Consider the following 24,655-nt stretch of genomic DNA (forward strand, 5'->3'; position numbering starts at 1 on the left):
ATACGCATTGAAAAGAGGATGGAAAGAGTGACCCACACAAGACGCTTCACCCAGTTAGACAGCGTATGGCCTGCGGGGCTAGGACGCCGTCTGGGCGCCATGATTTACGACGGTTTTCTGGTGCTGGCCATCTGGATTGCGGCCACCGTTGCCCATCTGGCGTTCTTTCGTTTCGTGCTGGGCCAGACGGCGGATGAAATCGGCACGACGGCGCTGGACATCTGGAGCTTACGGCTGATGCTGGTGTTCTTCGTGACGCTGTTTTTCGTCTATGCCTGGCGACGTGGCGGCATGACGCTGGGGATGCAGGCCTGGCGGCTTCGCGTGCAAACGCTGGACGGGCACGCCATCTCCTTGCAGCAGAGCCTGATTCGCTGTGCGGTGGCCTGGGTGTCGCTGGCAGCCTTGGGGCTGGGCTATTGGTGGGTGCTGTTCGACCGGCAGCGCAGAAGCTGGCCCGACATCGTATCGCGCACGGAAACCGTGGTGTTGCCCAAGAAGTGATAAAAAATAATGAAAAAATTCGAGCGACGAAAAGGATGAAAAATAGCTTTTCGTCAATCGGTTAGCTATCCATTAGCAGAGCCTCAAGAAGAATCGCTACTAAAGAGTAGTGTTTTCTACTTGAAAAGATGTATGCGAATCATTTACATTCACCTCATGTCCTTTATGAGGTGCCGCCATGTACGTATGCGTGTGCAAAGGAGTAACCGACCATCAGATTCGCCAGCAAGTGAGCGACGGAGCGCGCAGCTGGCGAGAAGTGCGTGAAGCCACCGGCTGCGGCACGCAGTGTGGCAAATGCGCTTGCTATGCCAAGTCGCTGACCCGAGAAGCGGTTCAGGCGGCCCGCGCCGAAGCCGACATGAGTCTCGCTTACGCCGTATGACGCGAATCACTCTTGTTGGTTTTATATTTAGCAAATAGCTGATTTCCTTGAATTTTTTGTGTACCCGCCTATACTCCCGACAACGTTGGGAGTAAGCCTTTTTATGGCCTATACTCCTTGTTTGACGCAGCTGTAATCAACAGCACTATACGCTAAAAGAAGGTGACGGCATGAAAGGTGATCCGAAGGTCATTCAGCATCTCAACATCGCACTCGGCAACGAACTGGTCGCCATCAACCAGTACTTCCTGCACGCCAAGATGTACAAGGATTGGGGGTTGAAAACCCTGGCCAAGTGGGAGTACGACGAGTCCATCGAAGAGATGCAGCACGCTGACAAGCTGATCGAGCGCATCCTGTTCCTGGAAGGCATCCCCAACCTGCAAGACCTCGGCAAGCTGCACATCGGCGAGAACGTCAAGGAAATGCTGGAAGCCGATCTCAAGATCGAGCACGACGGCCGCAACGACTACATCGAAGCCATCACCTACTGCGAAAGCGTCAAGGATTACGTGACCCGTGACCTGCTGCGCGATCTGCTGGCCGATGAAGAGGGTCATATCGACCACATCGAAACGCAGCTGAAGCTTATCGAGCAGGTCGGTATTCAGAACTACCTGCAAAAGCACATGGCGCTGGCGACCGACGAAGAGTAACGCGCCAAGCCGGGCGTGCACTGCATCGCCCCGCCAACCAAAACGGGCAGCCCCTTGGGGCTGCCCGTTTTTTTATGCGCTTCGGGATGGATGGCGTGTCACTGGCCCTGAGGCGCCAGTTGGCCAGTCGGATTTGCAGGGGCCTCGAGAACGGGTTCATCGACGCTGAAGGTCGTCCGGCTCAGGCGACGTACCCGCTTCATGAACAGCGCGATGCACACCAGCGTACCGCACGCGGCAACCACGTAGCTGACCTGCAGCGGCAGGTTGAAGCCAATGGGGGCGTAGGCGAGGTAGGTGAACGTTGCCATGGTCATGAAGACCGCCGGAATGGAGGTGATCAAGTAGGGCTTGCGTGAGAGTACCAGGTACATCGTCGCAGTCCACAGGGCGATGACGGCGGTGGTCTGGTTGGCCCAGGAGAAGTAGCGCCACAGCAGCGTGAAGTCCATGTGGGTGAGCGCATAAGAGGCCACGAACAGCGGCAGCGCGATCATGATGCGCTTGGCGAGCGGTTTCTGGCCCACTTTCAGATAGTCGGCAATGATCATGCGCGCACTGCGGAAGGCGGTGTCACCGGACGTGATGGGCAGCACGATGACACCCAGTACCGCCAGCGTGCCACCGACGGCGCCCAGCATGGTGGTAGAGACTTCGCTGACCACGGCGGCCGGGCCACCGGACGCCAGCACGTCGGACAGGGTCTGGTCGCCGTAGAACAGGCTCATGGCGGCGGCGGCCCAGATCATGGCAATCACGCCTTCGGCAATCATCATGCCGTAGAAGATCTTGCGGCCATTGGTTTCGTTTTCAGTGGTTCGCGAGATGATCGGTGTCTGGGTGGCATGAAAGCCGGAAAGCGCACCACAGGAAATGGTCAGAAACAGCAGCGGGAAAATGGGCGCATTGTCCGGGTGCATGTTCTGGAAAGAGAGTTCGGGAATAGGCGCACCAGTGACCACCAGGCCGATGCCGATACCGGCGGCGCTGAACAGCAGCAGCGCTCCAAAGTAGGGGTAGATACGGCCAATCACCTTGTCGATGGGCAGCAGCGTGGCCACCAGGTAATAGGCAAAGATGACCAGGATGATCAGCGTGACCGAGAAAGAGGTCATGTTGGCCAGCAGGGCGGCTGGCGACGTCACGAACACCGTACCCACCAGCAACAGCAGCAAAATGGCAAAGCCATTGACCACGTGCTTCATGGCTTTACCCAGGAACTTGCCTGCCAGTTGGGGCAAGTGCGCGCCGTGGTTACGAATCGAGATCATGCCGGTCAGGTAGTCGTGGACGGCACCGGCGAAAATACAGCCAATGACGATCCAGACGAACGCCACCGGGCCGTACAGCGCCCCCAGGATCGGGCCGAAAATGGGGCCTACACCCGCAATGTTAAGCAGCTGAATCAAGGAGTTGCGCGTCGTATTCATCGGCACGTAGTCGATGTTATCGCGCATGCTGAAAGCGGGAGTCTGGCGCTTACGATCAGCGACAAACACGCGCTCGACGAACTTGCCGTAGGTAAAGTAACCCACGATCAGCAGTAGTATCGAGAGAATGAAGGTAATCATCTAAAGCACTCAACAGGTCAGGGGGAGTGCGTAGCCCTTGACGGGCCACGCTTATTTAGCCGGAAGGAATGTACAGAGACCTGTCGGGTCATGCCTTACAACTTTAGTGGTTGACGACTTTAGTGGAGTTACGAGCTGATCACGCCACACGCCATGCGAGCACCGCCGCCGCCCAGGTGAGGTTCGTCATCGTAGGTGTCGCCGCCTTCATGAATGATCAGGCTGCGGCCCAGCACGTCTTCCATGCTCAGGCGCGGTGCCAGCACCGGCAGGGTGGCTTCTCCGTCCTCATTGACGGTCAGCACCGGCAAATCACCCAGGTGGCCATCGCCATAGGGGCCCTGGTGGGTGTCGGTCTCTTCGGGGTCGTAGTGGCCACCAGCCGCTTGCGCTGCGGTCATCTCACCATCTTCGTTTTCAGCCGGGTCGCAGCTGGCATTTTCATGCATGTGAAAGCCGTACACGCCTGGCTCCAGGTCACTCAAGGAGGGCGTGAAGAGCACGCCGTGATCGGTATGCTCGATGGCGATGGTACCAATCGACTCTTCGGTACCTTCAGCGCTCACCTTGTGTATCTCGACGTCCAATGCTTCATTGGCCTGTGCCGCGCCTGCCAACAGCAGGGCCGCAGCGATACCGGTCAGCGGTAATGAATAGCGCATGTAATGGCTCCTTTCCTTGTCCATGGAAGCCCTGGCACAGCGTGGCGTGCCAAGGGGTGCCTTATCAAGGTAGTTGGCGAAGGGCTAACCCGCCAACGTCAGGGCCATCTGCCGGTCACACACTTTCTCGATCAAGGCCGGGTCATGGCTGACCAGCATCACCGCGCAGCCCTGCTCCCGGGCCAGCTCGATGAGCAGGCTGAGGGTGTGCTGCTGAGTGACGGGGTCGAGCCTGGACGTGGGTTCGTCGGCGAACAGGAAGCGTGGCTCGAGCAGCAGCACGCGCAGCATCGCGAAGCGCTGCAGTTCACCGCCGGAAATCTCCCCCGGCCGACGGGCCAGCAGGTGGTCGTCGAGCCCCAGGCGCTGCAGTAGCGGCGCCACGCGTGCCGGGTCGAAGCGGTGACGCCGCTGCAGGTCGGCCAGCAGCTGCGCCAGTGTCCAGTGGGGCGAAAAGGCGGCCGGAGGGTCCTGGTAGAGCTTCTGGCGGCCCAGTACGGGAATACTTTGATGGTAGTCGACGCGCCCCTGGTTGGGCCGCGTGACGCCCAGCAGAATATCGCCCAGCGTGCTCTTGCCGCAGCCGGAGGGGCCCACTACGCCGACGATTTCGCCGGGGCGCAGGCTGACCTCCAGCTGGGAGAAGAGCTCACGACCGCCGCGCGTCATGGCAAGCCCCTGGGCGCTGACCACGGGGGCCTCGGCGTGGCCACGAAACGCGGGGGGATCGGGCCAGCGGCTGGGTTCGGCGGCCAGCAGGCGTTGGGCATACTCGGTATTCGGGTGGTTCAGCAGCACTTCGGCAGGACCGCGTTCAACCACCTGTCCCTTGCGCAGAATGATCACTTCGCCCCCCAGTCGCCGGGCGACTTCGATATCGTGTGTGATGGTCAGCAGGGCGCCGCCACGCTCGGGGGTGCTGGCCAGTAATTCGACCACGTCATCCCGGCGCGGGGCATCCAGCCCTTTGGTGGGCTCATCGGCAATCACCATGGCAGCCCCCGCAGCGCTGGCGGCCGCGAAGGCCACCCGCTGGGCCATGCCGCCGGAAAGCTCCCCCGGCAGTTTATGCAGCGCATGGGCAAGACCCAGGCGGCTCAACTCGGCCTTGGCGGCGGCTTGGGCGTCTGCTGCTGTCTTGCCAGCGACGAAACGATGGGTTTCTGCCACTTGTGGCAGGGCGCGCATGGTGGGGTCCAGCGCGTTCCAGGGCTCCTGGGGCAGCAGCGCCAGAGTGCGGCCCCACAGCGCCTGCCGGCTTTGCGGGGCGTTGGCAGGATAAGTCACACCGGCAATTTCCAGCGAACCTTGCGCCGCCAGACCCGGCGGTAGCGTGCCCATGATGGCCTGGGCAATCAGGCTCTTGCCCGAACCGGTTTCCCCCAGCAGGGTCAGACGCTGGCCAGCGGCCAGACGAAAGCTGATCGGGGCGATGGTGACGCCGTCGCCAGTGATCTCCAGATCACTGACATCCAGCAGTTGAGTGGTGAGCGTCATGGAGGTCATCGTGGGTCCTTCCCTGCCAGCAGGTTCAAGCTCAAGACCACCACGAACAGCACGAGAATCGGCTGTGCCATGGCCCAGGGGGCTTCGTGGTAGTAGGGCAACAGCTCGATCATCATCAAGCCCAGTTCCGCCGTGGGCGGCCGCAGGCCGACGCTGACAAAGCCCAGCGCGGCCATGGCGAGAATCGCGCTGGCGGCACCGAAGGCGGCCAGCGTGAACACCTGGGGCGCCAGCTCAGGCCATAAGTGGCGACGAAACAGCATCACCGGGCCAAAGCCCAGCAGTCGGCTGGCTTCGATCTGTGGTGAGGTGACCAGCGCTTGGGTGCGCGCTCGTACTACCCGGAAATACTCGATCCACAGCACCAGCGAGATCCCCACGTAGAGGGTCCAGAAGTTGCCGGGGGCGATGGCGGCCAGCAGCAGCACCAGCAACAGGCCCGGCAGCGCCAGGCAGGCATCGGCAACGCTACCCAGCAGGCGGTCGGTCCAGCCGCCCCGCCAGCCCGCCACGACGCCCAGCAGCACGCCGGGAATGGCGGCGGTGGCTACGCTGAGCAGTGCCATGCCCAATGAGAGCCGAATGGCGGCCGCCATACGCGCCAGCATGCTGCGGCCAAGGTGGTCGGTACCGAAAGGCTCGGCCAGCGAGGGTGCCTGCAGGATGCGGCTGAGCTGCTGGCGGGCGGGGTCGGCGTCGACCAGCCAGGGCACCAGCCAGGCAAAGGCGAGCAGCAGGGCCAGCAGGCCCGCGCCCCACCATTGGCGCGCCGATAGCAGTGTCGTATGGCCATGCAGGGGGCGGGAGGCAGGTAGCCGTGACGAGGTAGTGCCCATCATGCTTGGCGTCTCCTTGGGTCGAGTAGGTGGCAGGCGATATCCACCGCCGTATTCAGCAGCACGAACAGCAGGCCCATGACCAGCGCCGTGCCTTGAATCATCGGCACGTCTCGGGCCACGATGGCGTGCACCAGGGCGTGGCCGATGCCGGGCCAGGCGAACAGGGTTTCGACCACCACGACACCTTCGATCAGGTAGACGAACTGGACGCCCAGATAGGCCACCACGGGCACCGATGCGTTGCGCAGACCGTGGCGCAGGAAGCTGCGCCGTGGCCCAAGGCCCTTGGTGTGAGAAAAGGCGTAGTAGGCCGACTGGGAAACCTCGGCCATGGCGTTGCGAGCCACGCGGCTGGAGACCGCCGCCAGGCCCAGCGCCAGCGTCAGGGCCGGTAGCACGGTATGCATTGGCCCACCGTGGCCTGCCACCGGCAGCCAGCCCAGGGTGACGGCAAACAGCATGATCAGCAGCAGCCCGACGGCAAAGGCGGGCAGCGCGCGCAACACGCTGGCGGCGACTTCACTGGTGCGGTCCAGCAGGCCGCCGGGGCGGCGCCCGGCCGCCAGCCCCAGCGGGGGCCCAATCAGCAGCGAGAGCAACACCGCCACTACGGCCAGGCTCAAGGAGTGGCCCAACTGGTGGGAAAGCTCTTCCAGCACGGGCCGCCCGCTCACCAGCGAGCGGCCCAGATCGAACTGGACGAGATCCCAGAGCCAGCCCAGGTAGGCGCCCAGGCCCGACTGGTCCAGCGCCAGCTCGGCACGCACGGCCTCGGCGGCGGCGCCATCCACCATGTCATGCCCATAGCGCCCGGCGGCAATGCGGTAGGCCATATCGCCTGGCAGGGTGCGGGTAATGATGAACGTCAGCGTGCCTACCAGCCAGGCCACCAGCCCTGCCTGCAACAGCCGCGACCACAGTAGTCGGCCCAACCCATGGTTCCAGCGTGATATCACTCTGCCCACCCCATTTGGTCGATGCGGTAACTGCGCTCCAGCGGATCGATGGAGAACCCTTCCAGGGCGCTGTTGACCGCTGCGGTTTGTTGATACCAGGCCACGGGAATCAGCGGCATCTGCTGGTGAAGGCGCTCTGCGACCAGCGGTGCCAAGTCATCGAGGGCCTGCTCGTCGGTGGCTTGACGCAGCGCGTCCAACCACTGAGCCACCTCCTCGTCACGCCAGTTCATGGTGCCCCAGTCGCCGCCCATCGAGTTGGCGTCACTGCCGATATCGTCCAGCAGCGAGCCCAGCGGGTTGGGCACCAGGTCGTAGTTGCGGCCTACCAGGCCGACTTCCAGGCTGTTGTCGTGGTGGCCGGAAGGGATCTCGCTAGCGTTACCCACGGCGACTTCCAGCGCGACACCAATATCGCGCCACTGATCCTGCAGGGCAGTGGCCACGACCGGAAGCTCGGGGCGATCCGCATAGGTGCGCAGGGTCAAGGCAAACGGCTGGCCATCGCGCTCCAGCATGCCATCACGCCCTGCTTCCCAGCCCAGTTCGGCCAGCAGCGCCTTGGCGGCCTCGATATCCTGGGCATCCGCAGGGTCAAGCCCCAGGTGCCAGGGGCCAAGGCTATCCGGGAAGAGTTCGGCGGCCGCGGCTTCCGGGGTGCGCAGCAGGCCCGCCGCAATGCCCTGCCGGTCGATGGCCATGCTCAGCGCCTGACGAGCGCGCGCATCTTCCAGCAGCGCATGGCCTGCATTCAGTTTCAACATGATGGTGCGTGGCAGCGGCTCGGCGTGCAGCGCCAGCCGTGCGTTACGCGCTAGGCGTGCCTGGCTGGCGGGGTCCAGGGTGTACACGATATCGGCGTCACCGCTTTCGGCCATCAGGGCGCGGGTTTCGCCTCGGCTAACGGCCAGGTAGCTGGCGCTGGCAATGTTGGCGGGCTCTCCCCAGTAATCCTCGAACCGCGTGACGGTCATGCGCTGCGGGGGCGAGAGCGCCTCCACCTGATAAGGACCGCTACCGATCATCGCCACGACGTCGCCATTATCGGCAAACGCCGCATCGGCAAGAATCAGCGCGGTGGAGTGTGCCAACAGGGCCGGCAGGGGCGAGAAGGGGCTTTCCAGCTCGATGACCACGGCACCCTGGTCGGCCCGCATCTGCTGAATCGGGGCGCTGTCGAGTATGCCCGGTTTGGCACGGGCGACTTCCAGGCTGTGGAGCGCTGCCTCGGCGGTCACGGCGCTGCCGTCATGAAAGGTGGCTCCCTCCCGCAGCGTGAAACGCCATGTCAGGCCGTCTTCGGAGACCTCCCAGGCGCTGGCGAGTCCTGGGGCAAGCTGCCCGTTCGAGTCGGTGTCCACCAGGGTCTCGGCCACGCGCATGCGGCCAAATACATAGCCCGAGATGGCCGGGTCTGGCCCCTTGATTTCCCACGGGGCGACGATATCCAGGCGCTGTTCGTTCGCCCATGCAGCAGGCGTTACGGGTAAAGCCAGTAGGAGGGTGACTCCCGCAGCAAAGGCGCGCTTCATAAGAAACTCCTGATGGAATAAAAGAGTTATCTTATAACATATCAGGTTAGGTATGAAAGTCATTCTCGTCTGTGCAACGGATGACATTCACCTCTGTAGCCGCGACAATAGCCCGCCGGGCATATTGCCATCCGGGTCGTCGTTTCATGCCGTTAGTAGGGAGTTCCATGCCGCCACTCAACATCCTCTATCAGGATGAGCACCTCGTTGCCGTGCATAAGCCTTCCGGGCTGCTGGTGCACCGCTCCACCCTGGCGCGGGGAGAAACCGAATTTCTGCTCCAGCGCCTGCGCGACCAGCTGGGCAAGCGGGTATATCCCGTGCATCGGCTGGACCGCCCCACCTCCGGGGTCATGGTGCTGGGGCTCTCGTCGGAAGCGGCGGCGCTGCTGGCCGAAGCGTTCAGCGAACGCCAGGTGGAGAAGCGTTACCTGGCCGTGGTGCGCGGCAAGGCACCTGAGCAGGAGCGGCTGGACTACCCGCTCAGGGAGGAGGACGGCACCCGACCCAAGGCGGAAATGCCCGCCATGCCCGCGATGACCGACATTCGCCGCTTGGACAGCGTCGAGCTACCCGTACAGGTAGACCGCTACCCGGTGGCGCGTTACTCGCTGGTGGAGGCACGCCCCCTGACCGGGCGACGCCACCAGATACGCCGCCACTTGTCCCGTCGCGGCTACCCGATCATCGGCGACGCCAAACACGGCAAGAGTGTCCACAACCGCTTTTTTGCCGAACAGCTGGCAGCGCCACGCCTGCTGCTGGCAGCGACTTACCTGGCCTTCGATCACCCGCTGCTGGATAAGCGCATTCAGCTTGGCTGTGCCGTGGACGACACCATGAAGCACCTGTTCGAGCAGTTTGGCTGGCAGGGGCATTTACCCCTGGATAGCGTGCGAACCCCGCCCATTGCCAAGCCTTCTGTCCTGCAAGCCCTGTGAGTCAGCCCATGTCATTGAATGAATCCACGCCCTCTTCCAGCGATTATGACTTCCGCTTTGGCGGTATTCGGCGCCTTTACGGCCAGCGTGCGGCGCAGGCATTTCGCCGTGCCCACGTGGTGGTGGTCGGGGTTGGTGGTGTGGGCAGCTGGACGGTCGAGGCGCTAGCCCGCTCAGGCATCGGCAAGCTCACGCTGATCGATCTGGACGACGTATGTGTCTCCAACGTCAACCGCCAGCTTCACGCGCTGGATGGCACGATTGGCCAGCCCAAAGTAGACGTTTTGGCCCAGCGCTGCCGCCTGATTGCCCCCGAGATCGAAATCATCGCGGATACCGCCTTCGTCACGCCCACCAATCTGGCCGAACGCATTCCCGACGACGCCGACCACGTGGTGGATGCCATCGACAGCGTCATCGCCAAGGCCGCGCTGATTGCCTGGTGCAAGCGGCGCAAGATCCCGATTACCGTCACCGGTGCGGCAGGCGGGCAAACCGACCCCACGCGCATTCAAGTGGCGGATTTGACCCGTACCGAGCACGACCCGCTGCTTTCCAAAGTGCGCTCCCGGCTGCGCCGCGACTACGGCTTCTCCCGCAACCCCAAGCGGCGCTTCTCGGTGGAGTGCATCTACTCCGACGAGCAGCTGATCTACCCCGGCGCCGACGGCGAAGTGTGCCTGCAAAAGCCCGGCAGCGGCGATGCCACACGGTTGGACTGCGCTTCCGGCTTTGGGGCGGCGACCTTTCTCACCGGCACCTTTGGCTTCGTGGCCGCCTCCAAAGTGCTGGAGCGGCTGGCCAAAAAAGCGCAGCAGCCCGCCGCCACACACACAACCGAAGAGGAAAGCGAATGCCCCCCCCGACCCCTGGCATTTACCGCCACTACAAAGGCAACCTTTACGAAGTGATGGGCACCGCCCAGCACAGCGAAAGCGAAGAACCGCTGGTGGTCTACCGCGCCCTCTACGGCGACTACGGCCTCTGGGTGCGCCCGCTGGCGATGTTCATGGAGAGCGTGACGAAAGAGGGGAATACCCAGCCGCGCTTTGCATTGGAGAAGGCGTTCTAGCCCTACTGATTGCGCCACTAGAGCGTCTGCTGATCGCCGCCCCCTGTTATCAGGGAGGCGGCGTTTTTGTAGTTGCCATTGCTTATATTCCATAATTGTCTATATTTATAACAGCAGTTGACGCGCAGGCGTATGGCAGACTTGTTCAAGTATCTGGAGATAAGCATGAAGACCTTTGCTCTTTCGCAAAGCACCGGTGCGGGATCCCCCCATGTGGCGGGCTTTTTTGACCCGCGTACCTTTAGCGTTCAATACATCGTCAGCGACCCCGCCACCGGGCAGTGTGCGATTATTGATCCGGTGCTGGATTTCGACGAGAAGTCCGGCGCAACGGCGACTTTCTGCGCGGATGCGTTGCTGAAATATGTAGAGGATCAAGGCCTGACAGTGGTGTGGATTTTGGATACGCACCCCCATGCGGACCACTTTTCCGCAGCCCAGTACCTGAAAGAGAAAACGGGCGCACCAACGGCGATTGGCCAATACGTGACCAAGGTGCAGGCGCTGTGGAAGGAGATTTATCACTGGCCCGATATGGCCGTCGATGGTCGCCAGTGGGACAGGCTATTTGTCGAAGGCGATACGTTTACCATCGGTGAACTCAGCGCCCGCGTGCTTCACTCGCCTGGTCATACGCTGGCCTCTATTACCTATGTAATTGGTGACACCGCCTTTGTGCATGACACCCTGTTCCAGCCTGATTTTGGCACCGCGCGTGCCGATTTCCCCGGTGGCAGTGCCCAATCGCTGTGGCACTCCATTCAGCAGATTCTTGCGCTGCCGGGCGATACGCGGCTGTTTACCGGCCACGACTACATGCCCGATGGCCGTGAGCCAAAGTGGCAGAGCAGCGTCGATGAGCAGCGAGCCAACAACCCGCACTTGGTTGGCAAAAGCGAGGAGGAGTACATCGCACTGCGCCACCAGCGGGATAGCGAGCTGCCCATGCCCAAGCTGATTCTGCACGCGCTGCAGGTAAACACTCGCGGTGGCCGTTTGCCGGAGCCAGAAGCTAACGGCAAGCGCTATCTAAAAATCCCGCTGGATGCTCTGGAAGGTGCGGCCTGGGGTTGATGTTATCCGAACTCAACAGGAGGTATGGGCATGCAAACGAAGCCATTGGAGCCAGGCGTCGAGATCACCTCAGCGCTGGCGGTGGATGAGTTGGAAGAAGTCAAAGCGCGTGGTTTTCACGCGGTGGTGTGTCATCGCATCGAGGGTGAAAGCGAGGACTTTCCCGACGAAGCTGGCTTCCGCGAAAAGGCCAGGCAGCTTGGTCTTGCCTGGGTGCATATCCCCGTGAAGCCAGGCGAATACAATGAAGCTGACATCCGCGCCTTTGCTGAAGCGCTTCAACAGCTGCCACGCCCTCTCTTGGCGTTTTGCCGCACCGGCAAGCGGGCCACGCACCTGTGGGCCTTCGCCAAGCGTCAGCACGAACAGTGCGATTTGGCAGTACTGTTTGCGGCGGCTCACGCGGCGGGGATCGATCTGGAAGATCAGCGCCATGCGCTACATGCGATTGCCCAGTAACAGGCGAAGATGAGTGTGCTGTCGGCGTGAAGAACCCGTCTCAACGCATAGCCGTGATGAGAGTGCATCATGATCATTGACCGGTGGATACCGTTAATCGGCTGGCTGCGAACCTATCATCGGGGCGTGCTCACGCGGGATCTACTCGCTGCGGTGATCGTCACGCTGATGCTGGTGCCGCAAGCGCTGGCCTACGCCATGCTGGCAGGGCTGCCACCGGAAATGGGGCTTTATGCCAGCATGCTGCCGCTGGTGCTATACGCCATCTTTGGCACCAGCGCGAGTTTGGCGGTAGGGCCGGTGGCGGTGGCAGCACTGATGACGGCCTCGGCGCTGAGCAGCTTTGCCGCGCCGGGCAGCCCGGAATATATCGGTGCGGCGCTGGTGCTGGCGGCCCTCTCAGGGCTGATCCTTATCGCCATGGGCGTGCTTCGGCTGGGCTTTTTAGTCAACTTTCTCAGCCACCCGGTGATTTCCGGGTTTGTGACCGCTTCGGGAATCTTGATTGCCATCAGCCAGTTGAAGCACATTTTTGGTATCGAGGCGACCGGCCATAACGTGGTGGACCTGCTGCAAGCGCTATTGGGCCAGTGGCAGCAGGTGAATATGATCACGCTGCTGATTGGCGTGGGCGTATGGGCCTATCTATGGGTGTGCCGCAAGCGCTTGAATGGCTGGCTGACCGGGTTAGGAGTGCCGGCCAGTTTGGCTGGGCTAATGGTCAAGGCGGCGCCTATTTCGGCGGTCATCGTGACCACGCTGTTGGCCTGGGGCTTACAATTGGAGCAGCGCGGGGTCGATGTGGTGGGCTTTGTGCCCAGTGGCCTGCCTGCCATTACGCTGCCGAGCCTGGATCAATCGCTTTGGCTCGGGCTGTTGCCGGCGGCGCTGTTGATCAGTTTAGTGGGGTTCGTGGAGTCGGTATCCGTGGCGCAGACCCTGGCCGCCAAGCGCCGTCAGCGTATCGACCCCAACCAGGAGCTTATCGCGCTCGGCATGGCCAATCTTGGTGCTGGCGTCAGCGGCGGCTCACCGGTTTCGGGCGGTTTTTCGCGCTCGGTGGTCAATTTTGAAGCCGGAGCAGCCACGCCGCTGGCGGGGGCTTTTACCGCGTTGGGCATCGTGTTGGCGACGCTGCTGCTGACGGATTTGCTGGCCTTTTTACCCACCGCCACGCTGGCCGCCACGATTATCGTGGCCGTAGGGACGTTGATCGATTTGCCTGCGGTAAAGCGGACCTGGCAATACTCCAGAAGCGATGGTGTGGCGATGGTCGCTACTTTGCTGCTGACCCTGCTGCACAGCGTGGAAGTGGGCATTATCAGCGGAGTGGTACTGTCGCTGGGGTTACATCTTTACCGCACCAGCCAACCTCATAGCGCGGTGGTCGGTCGGGTGCCGGGCACCGAGCATTTCCGTAACGTGAAGCGCCATCAGGTCGAAACCGACGAGCATGTCGCCATGCTGCGCATCGATGAAAGCCTCTATTTTGCCAACGCCCGCTATCTCGAAGATACCGTCATGGAGCTGGCCGCGCGCTCGCCGTCGCTCAAGCACATTGTGCTCACCTGCCAGGCGGTGAATGTCATCGATGCGTCAGCGCTGGAGAGCCTGGAGGCCATCAACGGGCGGCTGAAAGACGCTGGAGCCACACTGCACCTGGCCGAGGTGAAAGGGCCGGTGATGGACCGCCTAAAGCATACGGAGTTTTATCACGAACTGACTGGTCAGGTTTTCTTTACCACCTATGACGCCTGGCAAGCGCTGGCGCATCCGGTCATTGCGACATAAAAGTGTGTTTGCGCTAATCTGTGGGAGGCCAATGCATTGGGCGACTGCCAGAGTAGCCACCCCAGCCTGCTTGTGGGAGGCCAATTCATTGGGCGACTGCCTGAGCAAGCACAGGTGCCGCCATCATCGCGGGCTAAAGCCCCCTCCCACAACAGCAAAGTGGCGGGAGTGAGGCCAGTGGAGTCAGGGTAGCTTGAGTAGCCACCCCAGCCCACCTGTGGGTGGCCAATTGATTCACGCCAGAATGCGATGAACCTTATGTTTAGGGGCGTTACTCCCAAGCAGGGAAGGGGTCCGGGAGCTGCTTCCACGCTTCCATGCCTTCCAGCAACTCTGCTTCGCTCAGCAGGCACTCATCCAGCGCAGCACGCATGCGGGATTGATCCATGTTCTGGCCAATGAACACCAGCTCCTGGCGCATGTCGCCAAACGGCTCTTGCCATTTCTCCAGGATGAACTGGCGGTATTCCGGGTCTTCCGGCCAGTTGGCTTCCGGGATGGCCTTCCAGAACACCCCGGCGGGGCCGTGATGGGCAATGCCGCCTGCCTGGCTCCACTGGCCCGCGTAGCGGGGGCGAGTGGCCAGCCAGAAAAAGCCTTTGGAGCGCAGCAGGCCCTTGCCGAACCACTCGGCATTCAGCAGGTCGTGAAATTTTTGCGGGTGGAAGGGGCGGCGGGCGTGGTAGGCGAAGCTGCCAATGCCGTACTCTTCGGTTTCCGGCACGTGCTCTCCGCGCATCTCCTTGAGCCAGCCGGGCGCCTGCTGGGCGCGCTCGAAATCGAACTTGCCGGTATCCAGCACCTTGTCCAGCGGGACACCGCCCTGGGTGATGGGCACCAGCTCGGCCTCTGGGTTGAGCGAGCGCAGGATCGCTTTCAATGACGCCAGTTCGGTCTCACTGATCAAGTCCGTCTTGCTGATCAGCAGCACATCGCAAAACTCGATCTGGTCCACCAGCAGGTCGGCGACGTTGCGCTCGTCGTCCTCGCCCAGGCTCTCTCCCGCCTCGGCCAGGCTCTGCGCTTCCTGGTACTGAGCCAGGAAATTAGCGCCATCGACCACGGTGACCAGCGTGTCCAGTCTGGCGACCTGGGAAAGACTCTGGCCGCTTTCGTCTTCGAAGGTAAAGGTTTCCGCCACGGGCAGCGGCTCGGAGATGCCAGTGGACTCGATGACCAGGTAATCGAACTTGCCCTCGCGAGCCAGTTGGCTCACCTCTACCAGCAGATCTTCGCGTAGCGTGCAGCAGATGCAGCCGTTGCTCATTTCGACCAGCCGCTCTTCCGAACGATTCAGCGCGACATCACTGTCCAGCGTCGGCTCGCCGGGGCCGCCGCGTACCAGTGCACCATCGATATTGACCTCGCTCATGTCGTTGACGATCACCGCCACGCGACGACCCTCGCGGTTGGCGAGAATATGATTGAGCACGGTGGTTTTCCCCGCGCCCAGAAAGCCGGAAAGCACGGTCACGGGTAAAGGAGCGAACGCAGACATTGCCAGTACCTCTAAACGGTTTTATGTTATGTGATAATATAACATAAAAGGGGTTGCGTCATAGAAGAGGGGGCCAGGAAATATCGTACGAGCAGAATGGGTGACGAAGAGAGCACAAAAAAGCAGCCGCATATCCCTATGTCGGCTGCCAGGCAAGTTAAAAACGAGTAAACCAGGGCTTGGAGCGTGGGCATGGCCCGCTAACGCCACATCTGGGGGTACTCCTCCCAGTAGCGACCCATTTGACGCTCTTGGGTTAATTCATATAGCTCGTACCTGCGCCCTAAACGAGCACCGCCATCTCGAGTCAGGGGTTGCCAGCGTAGCATGGTGCTATCGCGGCTTGAGAAAGAGAAAAAGGCATCCAGCGGTATCGTCAAGTAGAGCCCTTTATCAAAACTGCCTTCTCCAAACGCATCGCCCGCATCGGTCCAGGTGCCCCAGGCACCAATGCGCGCGCCAGAGGCAAACTCCCGTGAAAGGTCCAGCGTCGCGCCCACATCCTTGGCGAGATAGCGGCCCACGCTCAATTTGGCGAGTACATCTTCAATACCGGTTTCCCAATACGCGTTGACGTAGCCTGTCCATGTACTGTAGTCACGTAGATCAAACCGTTGATCAAACGCCCGCTGGCGAACCCAGTTAATATCTGCCCCGAATGCCCATGGGGCATCAAATGGGCGATACAGTACTTCTCCTCCGGCGCCTGCGTACATCATCTCTAGCAAGCCACCATAACCCATGGCATACACGTTATTGCTCAGCTTGGCGGTGCGCGTGTACTGCAGGTTTTCAATGCCGACCGCGGATTCCGTCAAGTAATCGCCGATAAAGGTTCGCACCCTGGGCAAGTCAGAGTCAGCGATATACTCATAGTTGTCCAGGTTATCCAGTAGGGTTAAGGCCACGCTGCTTGAAAACCAGCCGTTAGGATCGGTTTGATACTCAGCGCTCAGTAGCGCTTTCAGGCGGAATAGATAGCCATCTGGCCCACCAAAGTTCTGGTCTAACTGCGGTCCTAACTGCCAATCAAAACGCTGTTCGGGCGCTTGATAGAGTGTTTCAGCGGCCTCGTGGCCCAGGGTTGCGTGGGCATAAATGCCGTAACGGTGAGCATACTCCTGATCAGCAGAAGCAGCCGCCTGCACAAACGGCTCGCGCTGGTGAACGCTAGAGCGAAGCGGTAAGCCGCGCTCCTGCCAATCAAACTGAAAACTGGTAATCTCAGGCGCTGCCTGGGCATGCAAAATACGTCCCGCGCGGCCCTCACTTTGTGCCAGCGAACGGAACTGCTCGGGCTCAGCCACCACATGCAGCCGATCACCCTGGCGCTCTATGCGCTGCACTTGAACGCCTGCATTTTGATTGAGCAGTTGGCTGGTAGCCTGCCAATTAGGCTGTGCTTCCGCCGTTAGCTCCACGGGTGCTGGGTCATTTTTGACTTGGCTAAGGCCCGCCAAATTGAGGTTGAGCGTTACGCCTGCCATCAAGGAGTTGCCGCGCTGCCAGCCAGTACGTAGCTCAACGTTTTCGTTCACCGCATAGCGTGCGCCCACGTTTAGGCGGGTGTCCTGGGTTTGATTATTGCGCTGTGGCTCGTTGGTGTAGTTATTGCCTTCATACTCCAACTGCAATACCAGGGGCTGCCATGGCGTTTGGTACTCAACGCCCCCAAAAAACGCCGCGGGGCCAGCAAAAAACTGGCCCGTGTTCAGCTCGCCACCGCCAGCGCCGCTGCTTTCAGAACGCTCGTCAAACCGGTCGGCCAACCAACCAAGCGGTGAATCAATATCGCTGGCGGCGCCTAAATAGCCCCAGCCAATACCGGCGGTAAAATCAAGATCATACCAGCGCTTACTGGCCACCAAATACTCGGCACCAAACAGCGTAGTACCGCCAATATCCCGTGCGCCCACGGCCAGCTGCGGCCAATAGCGCGTCTCTTCCAATAAGCGTAGCTTGGCATCAAAGCCTTTATCCAGATTGCGGTCGAAAAGTTCCGTTTGGCGGTTTTCCACTTCCACGTAACGAAAGCCACCCTCGAACCACTCAGTAGGCTGAAAAAACACGCTATAGCGGCGGTAAGGGTCCGTACGGTTAAAGCCCACCGACATATCGCCCAATGGGTTCATACGGGCCGTAGGCGTTTGCATGATGCCTACGCCGCCAAAATCACTTTGACCATAAACGTGTTGGTCACCACGCTCGCCGCCAGCAAAAGCAATGGATGACAACGGCATACACACAGGCGCAGCTGTCAGCGCGTATAGCGCGATACCCCGCCAGGAAACCGCAGAATAAAAACGTAAAGCGCACATTAGGGGGCTTGCCATTGGTTGCATTGTTCGCCGGGGAGTTGTGCGGCCAACACATGCGGCAGCCGCTGATTCACAATATCCAGTTCATGGGTCGTGCCCGGAAACGGCAGCGCCCCACTCAAGCCTTGGCGATTAGGAAGCTCGATGACCACACGGCTGCCCGGTGCCAGTGGGGTGGGTTGGGCATTCCATGCGGCCACGCCTCGGCGCAACACGCGGCCCTGAGGGGTTATCACGTGTATTGCATCAACACCTTCAAACGTGCCAGAAGCGCGATGAGCCATTAACGATTTCAGGCTGCTGCCAGGCTGCCATGGCGGGCGCATGACGCCCTCGCGCCCCCAGACTTCTATCCAGGCCGGTGGCTCGCAAGCGCCCCAGTAAGCCACGTTGCTAAGTAGAGGCGCTTGGCGCAAGGTAGCGCCGAAAGCCAACAAATCCATCCGCTGAGGAGAACGCAGGGGCTGGCCATCTAAACGCGCTAACGCTGTTTGCCAGGCACGCAAAGTGGCCTCGTTACGCTCATTACCCGCCACGCGAGCGCTCACGGCCAGAGTATTCAGCTCTTCTATCAAATAGTGGCGTGATTGCGTCAGGCGTTCGGTATCGGACTTTAAAAGGCCGAAAGCGTAGCTCCAATTAACGGGCGCCGCCAGGGTAGGCAGTGTTTCTAGCCAGGCATCGGCAAGCGTAGGAGCAGGGGGCACAGTAGCCGCCGCAGGAGCAGGGCTTGCGTACACTATCAGCAAGGCGCCGGCCAAGGCAGAGCGTGCAATGCTGGCAAAACGCGTGAAGAACGGCGCGTGGTCATGGGAAAAAACAGAGATCATGGTCACTCATTCCACCAAGGGCGAGCCACCTGCCAGGCCACGTCTGGCCCACCGGGCCATGCCTGCTCGCTGGCTTGCCATAGCCGAAAAGAGGTAGGGCTACGCCACCATTGGGCTTGCGTGGTAGCACCGCTGTGCCAACGGTACCTGACGTCGCACTGCTCAAGCGGCAGTTCAGCCAGCACCAATGCCCGCAAGGCCGGGGCACTGCACTGCATGGTGGCGTCGGCATAATCCACTATCGCGATACCCTCAGGCGTTATCCAGTGGCGTTCTACGGTAAACGTGGCCGGGCTTGGCTGCTGCCAAGGCATCATGGTGTTTTCTGCCGCGTTGGCGTTGGGAGTCGCGTAGCGGGTAGCGAGTAAATCGCCTTCAGGGCTGCTCATGGCATAAAGGCCACCATGGTAAAGCGTAAAAAAGTTGCCCGCGGCTAGTGGCCAGTGGGTTTGCGCGCCGGTAAGCGCCCCTAGTACCGCTAAGCCACGCACCGACGAAGTATCCAGCGCTAAAGAGGCAAACGATGTGTCTTCAGCTTGTGCGGCTGTCGCTTCCCCATGGCCGGGTATGAGCGCACTTAACGCCTGCCCGGTAGGGCTGTTTTTCAGCGTGCTACAGCCCGCAGTGGCGGCCAGGCACGCCAATACCAGTGGCCAGCGCAAGGCTGTACACATAAAAGCCGCAGTTAAGCGGCTTTTATGCACATTTGAAGCACGGCAGGGCAGCGGCCCGTTAGTAAGTTTCAAATGAGGCCTCAGTTTGTGCCAGTGGTGCCGGTAGTGCCGCCAGAGCCCGAAGAGTCGGCAGCGTTTGCTGCCACGCCTGCGGCAACAAGAGCCGTACCGCCTACGACCAACGCCGTGGTGCTAATACCCAGTGCACCGGCTAAGCCACCAGCAGCAGCGCCACCAGCACCTACCCCCGCTGCACCTGCACCTGCAGCTCCAGGTGCACTTACACCAGCGCCTGCACCTGCAGCACCCGTACTGGTACCAGTACCGCCAGCAGTGCCTGCGGCGTTAGCCGGAGGAGTGGTGGTGGGGGAAGGCGTAGTAGGTGCTGCATCGGAAGCGGACTGAGCCAGCGCCAACGGAGAAACCAGCATTCCTGCAATAGCAAACAAAGCGATCGGTTTTTTCATAACCCTATCTCCTTTAATAATAAGGGCCAATATTATGGTACCCGTCACACAGCCGCCGACAAATAAATTGCCTGACATCCATGCGGGGCAATGTGCAAGCCGCTAACCATCATGGCAAACATGATGCGTGTTGCCAGGAAAAGAGTCTTATGCACCGCTTAGCAAACCCACACCATTTCCATGGGTATAGTAGCGTGCTCACGCCCCGGCTGCATAGGCAGCCGAATAAAAATTCATCCAACGGTGATCTGCAGGAGGGCACGGATGTCGGCTATTTGCGTAAGTGGTAAAGTAGTTGCAACGAAATAAAACCCTACAAAAGCCGTAAAAATTTAATTTAGGCAGTCTACTGCTAGCCTGGTGCGCTAGAGTTCGGTAGGATTGCCGAGCAAAAAATAGTACCAATAATGGGAACCTGGTCAGCCAGCGTTATACACAAGCTGTCGTTTTTTCTTGGTGAGTAAAGCGGATGTATCTCTTTTTGAATGTTCCACGGCCTACCGCGGGGCAGCGATTTGGACGTTTTAGCGCTTTCGCCTGTGCTTTGGCAGGTGTGCTGATGCTTTCCGGCTGCGCGCTGGCGCCTGGCGGCCACTTTGAAGCCAACACCCAAACCGCGCCTATCGATGAGCTAGTGGATGTACAACCCATTACCCCAGGGTTGATCGCCTCTATCTCAACCGCCGGTGAACGCGCCACGCCGATGCCCAGCGCCCTGCGCGATGCCATGGAGGCATGGCAGTACCGCATTGGCCCAGGCGACGTACTCAGTATTATCGTTTACGACCACCCAGAGCTCACCATCCCCGCGGGTAGTGAACGCCGTGCCGAAGATGCAGGCAACCAGGTTCGTAACGACGGCACGATTTTTTACCCCTTTGCAGGCAAAGTAGAAGTAGAGGGCAAAACCCTGGATGAAGTGCGCGAAATTCTCACGCGCCGTCTGGCAGGAGTGATTCAAGAACCGCAGGTAGATGTCAACATTGCTGCCTTCCGCTCGCAAAAAGTGCTAGTGAGCGGTGCCGTCGCTCAGCCGCGCAGTGTGCCAGTGACCACCGTGCCGCTGACGCTAGCCGACGCCGTTAGCCAAGCTGGTGGTGCCACCGAAGACGCCAACTGGCACGAGGTTTACCTCACCCGCAACGGGGTAGAAGAGCGCCTTTCGCTGTTTAGCCTGCTGCGCGAAGGCGACCAAACCCAAAACCGCCTGCTGCAAGATGGTGATGTGTTGCACATCCCGAATGCCGACAACCAGGCGGTGGCCGTGATGGGGCAGGTGCGCACTCCGGGTAACGTACGCTTGGGCAACGAGCGGCTATCGCTCACCGACGTGCTGGCCCGCGCCGGGGGGGTTAACGAAGGCACCGCCGAGCCTTCCGGTATTTTCGTAATTCGCGGCAATGCCCCAGAAAGCCAGCGGCTAGCCACCGTTTATCAGTTAGATATTCGCAACGCGGCGGCCTTTGCCATGGGCAGCAGCTTCGCCATGCAGCCCAACGACGTGGTGTACGTGACCACCGCACCCATTGCCCGCTGGAACCGCGTGATTAGCCTGCTGCTGCCCTCGATACAGCTGCCCGGCGTCACCGCAGAAAGCATTAACGACACACGGGATGCTCGCTAACCGCGCGCCTGTCATCATCGCCTTACCAACAGGAAATGGGTACGGATAGCCATGTTCCAAAACATATTAGTCGTGTGCGTTGGCAATATATGCCGTAGCCCCGTGGCGGAAGCCATGTTGCGGGCCAGGCTGCCCCATAAGCAGTTCTCATCCGCCGGGTTAGGCGCACGGGTAGGCGAAGGCGTAGACCCCACCGCCAGGCAGCTAGCGGAAGAAGCCGGGCTAGAGGTAAGCCACCACCAGGCACGGCAGCTCACCACCGCCATGCTGCAAGCCGCCGACTTGATTTTGGTAATGAGCGACGGCCAGCGCCGTGCCGTGGCCGAGCTTTCTCCCACGGCGCTCGGCAAAACCATGCGGCTAGGCCAGTGGCTAGAAAGCGGCCAAGGGAAAGACATCCCCGACCCCTACCAAAAAAGCCCCGAAGCCTTTGCACACGTACATCAGCTAATGGATGCCGCCACCCGCGCCTGGGCCACCCGCCTGGGCTAGGTGCGCAGTCACCTGTTTTACCTTTAACACGTGGATACACAGAGAGCATGAGCGACGTAACCCCCTCGCACGGCCCAGCACCACAAGACGACGAGATCGATCTAGGTCGCTTGTTTGGCCTGCTGCTAGACCACAAGTGGTGGATTGTAGGCATTACCGCGCTATTTGCCGCGCTTGGCGTGGTGTATGCCCTGCTGGCCACGCCCGTGTATGAAGGCGACGCGCTGGTGCAGGTGGAGAAACGTTCCACTATTAACCCACTAGCAGGTTTAGAAGGCATGCTCGGCCAAGAAGGCGACAGCATGACCTCTGCCGAAATACAAATCTTGCAGTCTCGGATGGTGCTTGGGCAGGTAGTCGAGCGTCTGGCGCTAGATACCTTGGTTGAGCCGAATACGTTGCCATTTGTGGGTGGCTTTATCCAACGCCATGGTATTGAGCGTCCCAGCTTCATGGAAGGCCGTGCCAGCGTGTGGGGTAATGAAACCATCAATGTTGGGCGCTTTGAGGTGGACGACGCCTTCCGTGCCACGCCTTTCACCCTAAAGGTGGAAAATAGTGAAGCGGGTGAATACTCACTATGGCTGGATGGCGAGCAAATCGGTAATGGGCAAGTAGGTAAACTTACTAGCTTTTTGAATGACAGCGTGCAGGTAAGCGTAACAGAGTTGGCAGCTAGCCCCGGCGCTGAGTTTTCGCTTACTAAACTAACCCGCGCAGACGCCATCAATCGCTTAAGAGCAAACCTGAACGTTAGTGAACAAGGCGGTGGCAACAGCAGCACCGGTATTTTGCGCCTGACACTTCAGGGCCAAAACCGAGAAGAAATTCGCGAAACGCTAGATGCCGTGACAGAAACGTTCCTAACACAAAACGTAGAGCGTCAATCTGCAGAAGCAGAGCAAAGCTTGGCGTTTCTGGAAGAGCAGTTGCCTGAATTGCGTGAGCAGTTAAGAACCGCTGAGAATCTGCTTAACGAGTATCGTGTTAATGCAGAAAGCGTAGATTTGAACAGTGAGTCCCAGGCCGCTATCAACCGTTACATTGCTCTAGAACAAAGCTTAAACGAGCTAGAGTTTCAAGAAGCCGAAATAGCGCAGCGCTTTACGGCTAGCCACCCTAGCTACCAGGCACTGTTGCGCCAAAAACGAAGCATACAAAATGATATAGAGCAGCTCAACGACCGTGTAAGCCAACTGCCAGAAACCCAGCAAGAAATTGTGCGGCTAACGCGTAATGTCGAGGTCACTCAGGCAATTTACGTCAGCGTGTTAAATAAAGTACAAGAGCTGCAGATGACCCGTGCTGGCACTGTGGGCAACGTACGCATTATTGATAATGCCCTGGTAGGTGATAGTGCCATTGCCCCGAAGAAGCCGTTGATTGTAGTAGTGGCCACCCTGCTAGGCGGCATGCTAGCGGTAGGTGGCGTAGTGCTAATGGGCCTGCTGCGCCGGGGTATTGAAAGCCCCGAGCAGCTAGAACAAGCCGGCCTGCCGGTGTATGCCACCGTGCCGCTTTCGGAAGCGCAGCAAAAGCTGATGCGCAAAGTGAAAAACAAAGGCGATAAGCACAGCCACGAAGTAGCCACCGGCATACTGGCCCATATAGAACCCACCGACCTTTCCATTGAAGCGCTGCGAGGCCTGCGCACCAGCCTGCACTTCGCCATGCTAGAAGCCAAAAACCGCAGCCTGATGATTACCGGTTCAAGCCCTGGCATTGGCAAAAGCTTTATTGCGGTGAACTTAGCCGCCGTGTGCGCCCAGGCAGGTCAAAAAGTGCTCGTGATCGATGCGGATATGCGCAAAGGCCACTTACATTACGCCTTTGGCGGCAAAAGCGAAGGCGGCCTTTCGGATGTGCTTTCCGGCCGTAGCACCTGGCAAAGCCAGCTGCGCACCAGTGAAGTAGAAGGCTTGAGCTATATATCCCGTGGTTTAGCACCGCCTAACCCTTCAGAATTGTTAATGGGTGAGCGCTTTGCCCAACTGCTTGCCGAGGTAGAGCAGCAGTTCGATTTAGTGATAGTGGACACACCGCCGGTACTGGCCGTAACGGACCCCTCTATTGTGGGCAACCACTGCGGCACCACGCTGCTACTCACACGTTTTGAGCGCAATACCATTAAAGAAGTACAGCTAGCCGCCCGCCGCCTGGAAAACACCGGCGTCGTGGTAAAAGGCACTATTCTAAACGCCATGGAGAAAAAGGCAGCCAGCAGCTACGGATACGGCTACTACCAGTATAGCTATAAGTCTGCCGCTGAGTAGTGCAGCTGTTTATTGTTAAAGCGGCAAGCGAATAATTTGGCAGTACCGTAACTATATGGAGCAGCTCCGCACAGAATAGGGCGGAGCTTAAAAGTAAACTGACAAACAACGATACACATTGGGCATGAGGATGCGCCCGGAACTACCTCCGGGCGGTAGCGTGCCTTGAAAGCGCCCTTTAAGCGCTGCATTTATTCACGAGCAATGCGTACTTTTTAAACTCCCAGGATGTGCTGCGAAAAAAATACTGATAACCCCTGTTTATCGCTATAGTCATTTAAAATCGATATTCTACGTATATTTATTGGTGTGTGGGTTCGTAAAATTACAGCGCCGGTCTGCAAAATTGCAGGGGGTTGGGCGAATTGCTAAAATCTGCAAAACTGCAGGCATAAGTGTGCTAATGATTTAAATTTTGCCCGGTTTTGAGTATTACTTCAGGTTAAATGAAATGGTTTAAGTTTGCTCAATATAGCTGGGTTTTATGATTCCGTCGTATAGTTCTTCGTCAGGGGCAAAGCTTGAGTTCTT

General features: G+C 59.6%; 23 protein-coding genes. 12 read left to right on the top strand and 11 right to left on the bottom strand.

The genetic code is table 11. The features are described 5' to 3' along the window. The first annotated feature begins 18 nt into the window (after positions 1-18). From RVM27_RS11985 to bfr, 3 genes are all read left to right on the top strand, one after another. Complete coding sequence (locus RVM27_RS11985; protein ID WP_498956674.1) at positions 19-504, top strand: RDD family protein; 486 nt, start codon at positions 19-21, stop codon at positions 502-504. A 178-nt stretch (positions 505-682) separates the two neighbouring features. Next, positions 683-889, top strand: a complete 207-nt coding sequence (locus tag RVM27_RS11990) for a (2Fe-2S)-binding protein (RefSeq protein WP_096922113.1) — start codon at positions 683-685, stop codon at positions 887-889. A 170-nt stretch (positions 890-1,059) separates the two neighbouring features. Continuing rightward, positions 1,060-1,545: a bacterioferritin gene (bfr, locus tag RVM27_RS11995; RefSeq protein WP_016914994.1), complete on the top strand. Its 486-nt coding sequence runs from the start codon at positions 1,060-1,062 to the stop codon at positions 1,543-1,545. A gap of 98 nt (positions 1,546-1,643) precedes the next feature. Here the strand turns inward: bfr and RVM27_RS12000 are convergent, their stop codons facing one another. From RVM27_RS12000 to RVM27_RS12025, 6 genes are all read right to left on the bottom strand, one after another. Continuing rightward, positions 1,644-3,116: a carbon starvation CstA family protein gene (locus RVM27_RS12000; protein WP_081136665.1), complete on the bottom strand. Its 1,473-nt coding sequence runs from the start codon at positions 3,114-3,116 to the stop codon at positions 1,644-1,646. A 128-nt stretch (positions 3,117-3,244) separates the two neighbouring features. Next, positions 3,245-3,778 carry a superoxide dismutase family protein gene (sodC, locus tag RVM27_RS12005; RefSeq protein WP_498956675.1) on the bottom strand — a complete coding sequence of 178 codons (534 nt, stop codon included), beginning with the start codon at positions 3,776-3,778 and terminating at the stop codon, positions 3,245-3,247. A gap of 84 nt (positions 3,779-3,862) precedes the next feature. Further along, positions 3,863-5,284, bottom strand: a complete 1,422-nt coding sequence (locus RVM27_RS12010; RefSeq protein ID WP_498956676.1) for an ABC transporter ATP-binding protein — start codon at positions 5,282-5,284, stop codon at positions 3,863-3,865. Next, positions 5,281-6,123 (bottom strand): ABC transporter permease, encoded by an 843-nt coding sequence (locus RVM27_RS12015; RefSeq protein WP_498956677.1) that lies wholly within the window; start codon positions 6,121-6,123, stop codon positions 5,281-5,283. The genes RVM27_RS12010 and RVM27_RS12015 overlap by 4 nt, the downstream gene beginning before the upstream one ends. Beyond that, positions 6,120-7,055: an ABC transporter permease gene (locus RVM27_RS12020; RefSeq protein ID WP_096922117.1), complete on the bottom strand. Its 936-nt coding sequence runs from the start codon at positions 7,053-7,055 to the stop codon at positions 6,120-6,122. Before RVM27_RS12020 ends, RVM27_RS12015 begins: the two co-directional genes overlap by 4 nt. Before the next feature lie 20 nt (positions 7,056-7,075). Beyond that, complete coding sequence (locus RVM27_RS12025) at positions 7,076-8,611, bottom strand: ABC transporter substrate-binding protein (protein WP_498956678.1); 1,536 nt, start codon at positions 8,609-8,611, stop codon at positions 7,076-7,078. Positions 8,612-8,778: 167 nt separating this feature from the next. On the opposite strand from RVM27_RS12025, the gene RVM27_RS12030 reads away from it, so the two are divergent. The 6 genes from RVM27_RS12030 (at position 8,779) to RVM27_RS12055 (ending at position 13,948) form a co-directional block, all read left to right on the top strand. Continuing rightward, the gene (locus tag RVM27_RS12030; protein ID WP_193461761.1) at positions 8,779-9,552 is read left to right on the top strand and encodes a pseudouridine synthase; all 774 of its coding nucleotides are present in this window, start codon (positions 8,779-8,781) and stop codon (positions 9,550-9,552) included. 8 nt (positions 9,553-9,560) lie between these two features. Continuing rightward, positions 9,561-10,463 (top strand): tRNA threonylcarbamoyladenosine dehydratase, encoded by a 903-nt coding sequence (gene tcdA / locus RVM27_RS12035; RefSeq protein ID WP_498956679.1) that lies wholly within the window; start codon positions 9,561-9,563, stop codon positions 10,461-10,463. After that, on the top strand, positions 10,406-10,624 hold the full coding sequence (locus RVM27_RS12040) for a DUF1653 domain-containing protein (RefSeq protein ID WP_498956680.1): 219 nt from the start codon (positions 10,406-10,408) through the stop codon (positions 10,622-10,624). Before tcdA ends, RVM27_RS12040 begins: the two co-directional genes overlap by 58 nt. Before the next feature lie 165 nt (positions 10,625-10,789). Beyond that, positions 10,790-11,698, top strand: a complete 909-nt coding sequence (locus RVM27_RS12045) for an MBL fold metallo-hydrolase (protein ID WP_498956681.1) — start codon at positions 10,790-10,792, stop codon at positions 11,696-11,698. A gap of 30 nt (positions 11,699-11,728) precedes the next feature. After that, complete coding sequence (locus RVM27_RS12050) at positions 11,729-12,157, top strand: protein tyrosine phosphatase family protein (protein WP_498956682.1); 429 nt, start codon at positions 11,729-11,731, stop codon at positions 12,155-12,157. A 69-nt stretch (positions 12,158-12,226) separates the two neighbouring features. After that, positions 12,227-13,948, top strand: coding sequence for a SulP family inorganic anion transporter (locus RVM27_RS12055; protein WP_498956683.1), 1,722 nt, complete (start codon positions 12,227-12,229; stop codon positions 13,946-13,948). A gap of 271 nt (positions 13,949-14,219) precedes the next feature. Here RVM27_RS12055 and zigA read toward each other — a convergent pair whose 3' ends face one another. The 5 genes from zigA to RVM27_RS12080 form a co-directional block, all read right to left on the bottom strand. After that, entirely contained in the window at positions 14,220-15,446 is a 1,227-nt protein-coding gene (gene zigA / locus RVM27_RS12060) for a zinc metallochaperone GTPase ZigA (RefSeq protein ID WP_039180423.1), read from the bottom strand. Positions 15,447-15,646: 200 nt separating this feature from the next. Continuing rightward, positions 15,647-17,599 carry a YjbH domain-containing protein gene (locus RVM27_RS12065; protein WP_498956685.1) on the bottom strand — a complete coding sequence of 651 codons (1,953 nt, stop codon included), beginning with the start codon at positions 17,597-17,599 and terminating at the stop codon, positions 15,647-15,649. A gap of 164 nt (positions 17,600-17,763) precedes the next feature. Then, the gene (locus RVM27_RS12070; protein WP_498956686.1) at positions 17,764-18,594 is read right to left on the bottom strand and encodes a capsule biosynthesis GfcC family protein; all 831 of its coding nucleotides are present in this window, start codon (positions 18,592-18,594) and stop codon (positions 17,764-17,766) included. A gap of 2 nt (positions 18,595-18,596) precedes the next feature. Next, positions 18,597-19,268 (bottom strand): hypothetical protein, encoded by a 672-nt coding sequence (locus RVM27_RS12075; protein ID WP_498956687.1) that lies wholly within the window; start codon positions 19,266-19,268, stop codon positions 18,597-18,599. A gap of 80 nt (positions 19,269-19,348) precedes the next feature. Continuing rightward, positions 19,349-19,735, bottom strand: coding sequence for a hypothetical protein (locus RVM27_RS12080; RefSeq protein ID WP_498956688.1), 387 nt, complete (start codon positions 19,733-19,735; stop codon positions 19,349-19,351). 559 nt (positions 19,736-20,294) lie between these two features. Here RVM27_RS12080 and RVM27_RS12085 point away from each other — a divergent pair. From RVM27_RS12085 to RVM27_RS12095, 3 genes are all read left to right on the top strand, one after another. Beyond that, a complete protein-coding gene (locus tag RVM27_RS12085; protein ID WP_498956689.1) occupies positions 20,295-21,359 on the top strand; it encodes a polysaccharide biosynthesis/export family protein in 1,065 nt (354 codons plus the stop codon). Positions 21,360-21,473: 114 nt separating this feature from the next. After that, positions 21,474-21,851, top strand: a complete 378-nt coding sequence (locus tag RVM27_RS12090; protein WP_498956690.1) for an arsenate reductase/protein-tyrosine-phosphatase family protein — start codon at positions 21,474-21,476, stop codon at positions 21,849-21,851. A gap of 47 nt (positions 21,852-21,898) precedes the next feature. After that, a complete protein-coding gene (locus tag RVM27_RS12095; RefSeq protein ID WP_498956691.1) occupies positions 21,899-24,124 on the top strand; it encodes a P-loop NTPase family protein in 2,226 nt (741 codons plus the stop codon). Positions 24,125-24,655: the final 531 nt, after the last annotated feature.

This window comes from Halomonas sp. KM007 (assembly GCF_050709225.1).
GTDB classification, from domain to species: Bacteria; Pseudomonadota; Gammaproteobacteria; order Pseudomonadales; family Halomonadaceae; genus Vreelandella; species Vreelandella hamiltonii.

Excerpts from the sequence above, each read along its gene's own strand:
- RVM27_RS11985 (WP_498956674.1), top strand. The coding sequence starts at position 19 with ATGGAAAGAGTGACCCACACAAGACGCTTCACCCAGTTAGACAGCGTA.
- RVM27_RS11990 (WP_096922113.1), top strand. The coding sequence starts at position 683 with ATGTACGTATGCGTGTGCAAAGGAGTAACCGACCATCAGATTCGCCAG.
- bfr (WP_016914994.1), top strand. The coding sequence starts at position 1,060 with ATGAAAGGTGATCCGAAGGTCATTCAGCATCTCAACATCGCACTCGGC.
- RVM27_RS12000 (WP_081136665.1), bottom strand. The coding sequence starts at position 3,116 with ATGATTACCTTCATTCTCTCGATACTACTGCTGATCGTGGGTTACTTT.
- sodC (WP_498956675.1), bottom strand. The coding sequence starts at position 3,778 with ATGCGCTATTCATTACCGCTGACCGGTATCGCTGCGGCCCTGCTGTTG.
- RVM27_RS12010 (WP_498956676.1), bottom strand. The coding sequence starts at position 5,284 with ATGACCTCCATGACGCTCACCACTCAACTGCTGGATGTCAGTGATCTG.
- RVM27_RS12015 (WP_498956677.1), bottom strand. The coding sequence starts at position 6,123 with ATGATGGGCACTACCTCGTCACGGCTACCTGCCTCCCGCCCCCTGCAT.
- RVM27_RS12025 (WP_498956678.1), bottom strand. The coding sequence starts at position 8,611 with ATGAAGCGCGCCTTTGCTGCGGGAGTCACCCTCCTACTGGCTTTACCC.
- RVM27_RS12030 (WP_193461761.1), top strand. The coding sequence starts at position 8,779 with ATGCCGCCACTCAACATCCTCTATCAGGATGAGCACCTCGTTGCCGTG.
- tcdA (WP_498956679.1), top strand. The coding sequence starts at position 9,561 with ATGTCATTGAATGAATCCACGCCCTCTTCCAGCGATTATGACTTCCGC.
- RVM27_RS12040 (WP_498956680.1), top strand. The coding sequence starts at position 10,406 with ATGCCCCCCCCGACCCCTGGCATTTACCGCCACTACAAAGGCAACCTT.
- RVM27_RS12045 (WP_498956681.1), top strand. The coding sequence starts at position 10,790 with ATGAAGACCTTTGCTCTTTCGCAAAGCACCGGTGCGGGATCCCCCCAT.
- RVM27_RS12050 (WP_498956682.1), top strand. The coding sequence starts at position 11,729 with ATGCAAACGAAGCCATTGGAGCCAGGCGTCGAGATCACCTCAGCGCTG.
- RVM27_RS12055 (WP_498956683.1), top strand. The coding sequence starts at position 12,227 with ATGATCATTGACCGGTGGATACCGTTAATCGGCTGGCTGCGAACCTAT.
- zigA (WP_039180423.1), bottom strand. The coding sequence starts at position 15,446 with ATGTCTGCGTTCGCTCCTTTACCCGTGACCGTGCTTTCCGGCTTTCTG.
- RVM27_RS12065 (WP_498956685.1), bottom strand. The coding sequence starts at position 17,599 with ATGCAAACGCCTACGGCCCGTATGAACCCATTGGGCGATATGTCGGTG.
- RVM27_RS12070 (WP_498956686.1), bottom strand. The coding sequence starts at position 18,594 with ATGATCTCTGTTTTTTCCCATGACCACGCGCCGTTCTTCACGCGTTTT.
- RVM27_RS12075 (WP_498956687.1), bottom strand. The coding sequence starts at position 19,268 with ATGTGTACAGCCTTGCGCTGGCCACTGGTATTGGCGTGCCTGGCCGCC.
- RVM27_RS12080 (WP_498956688.1), bottom strand. The coding sequence starts at position 19,735 with ATGAAAAAACCGATCGCTTTGTTTGCTATTGCAGGAATGCTGGTTTCT.
- RVM27_RS12085 (WP_498956689.1), top strand. The coding sequence starts at position 20,295 with ATGCTTTCCGGCTGCGCGCTGGCGCCTGGCGGCCACTTTGAAGCCAAC.
- RVM27_RS12090 (WP_498956690.1), top strand. The coding sequence starts at position 21,474 with ATGTTGCGGGCCAGGCTGCCCCATAAGCAGTTCTCATCCGCCGGGTTA.
- RVM27_RS12095 (WP_498956691.1), top strand. The coding sequence starts at position 21,899 with ATGAGCGACGTAACCCCCTCGCACGGCCCAGCACCACAAGACGACGAG.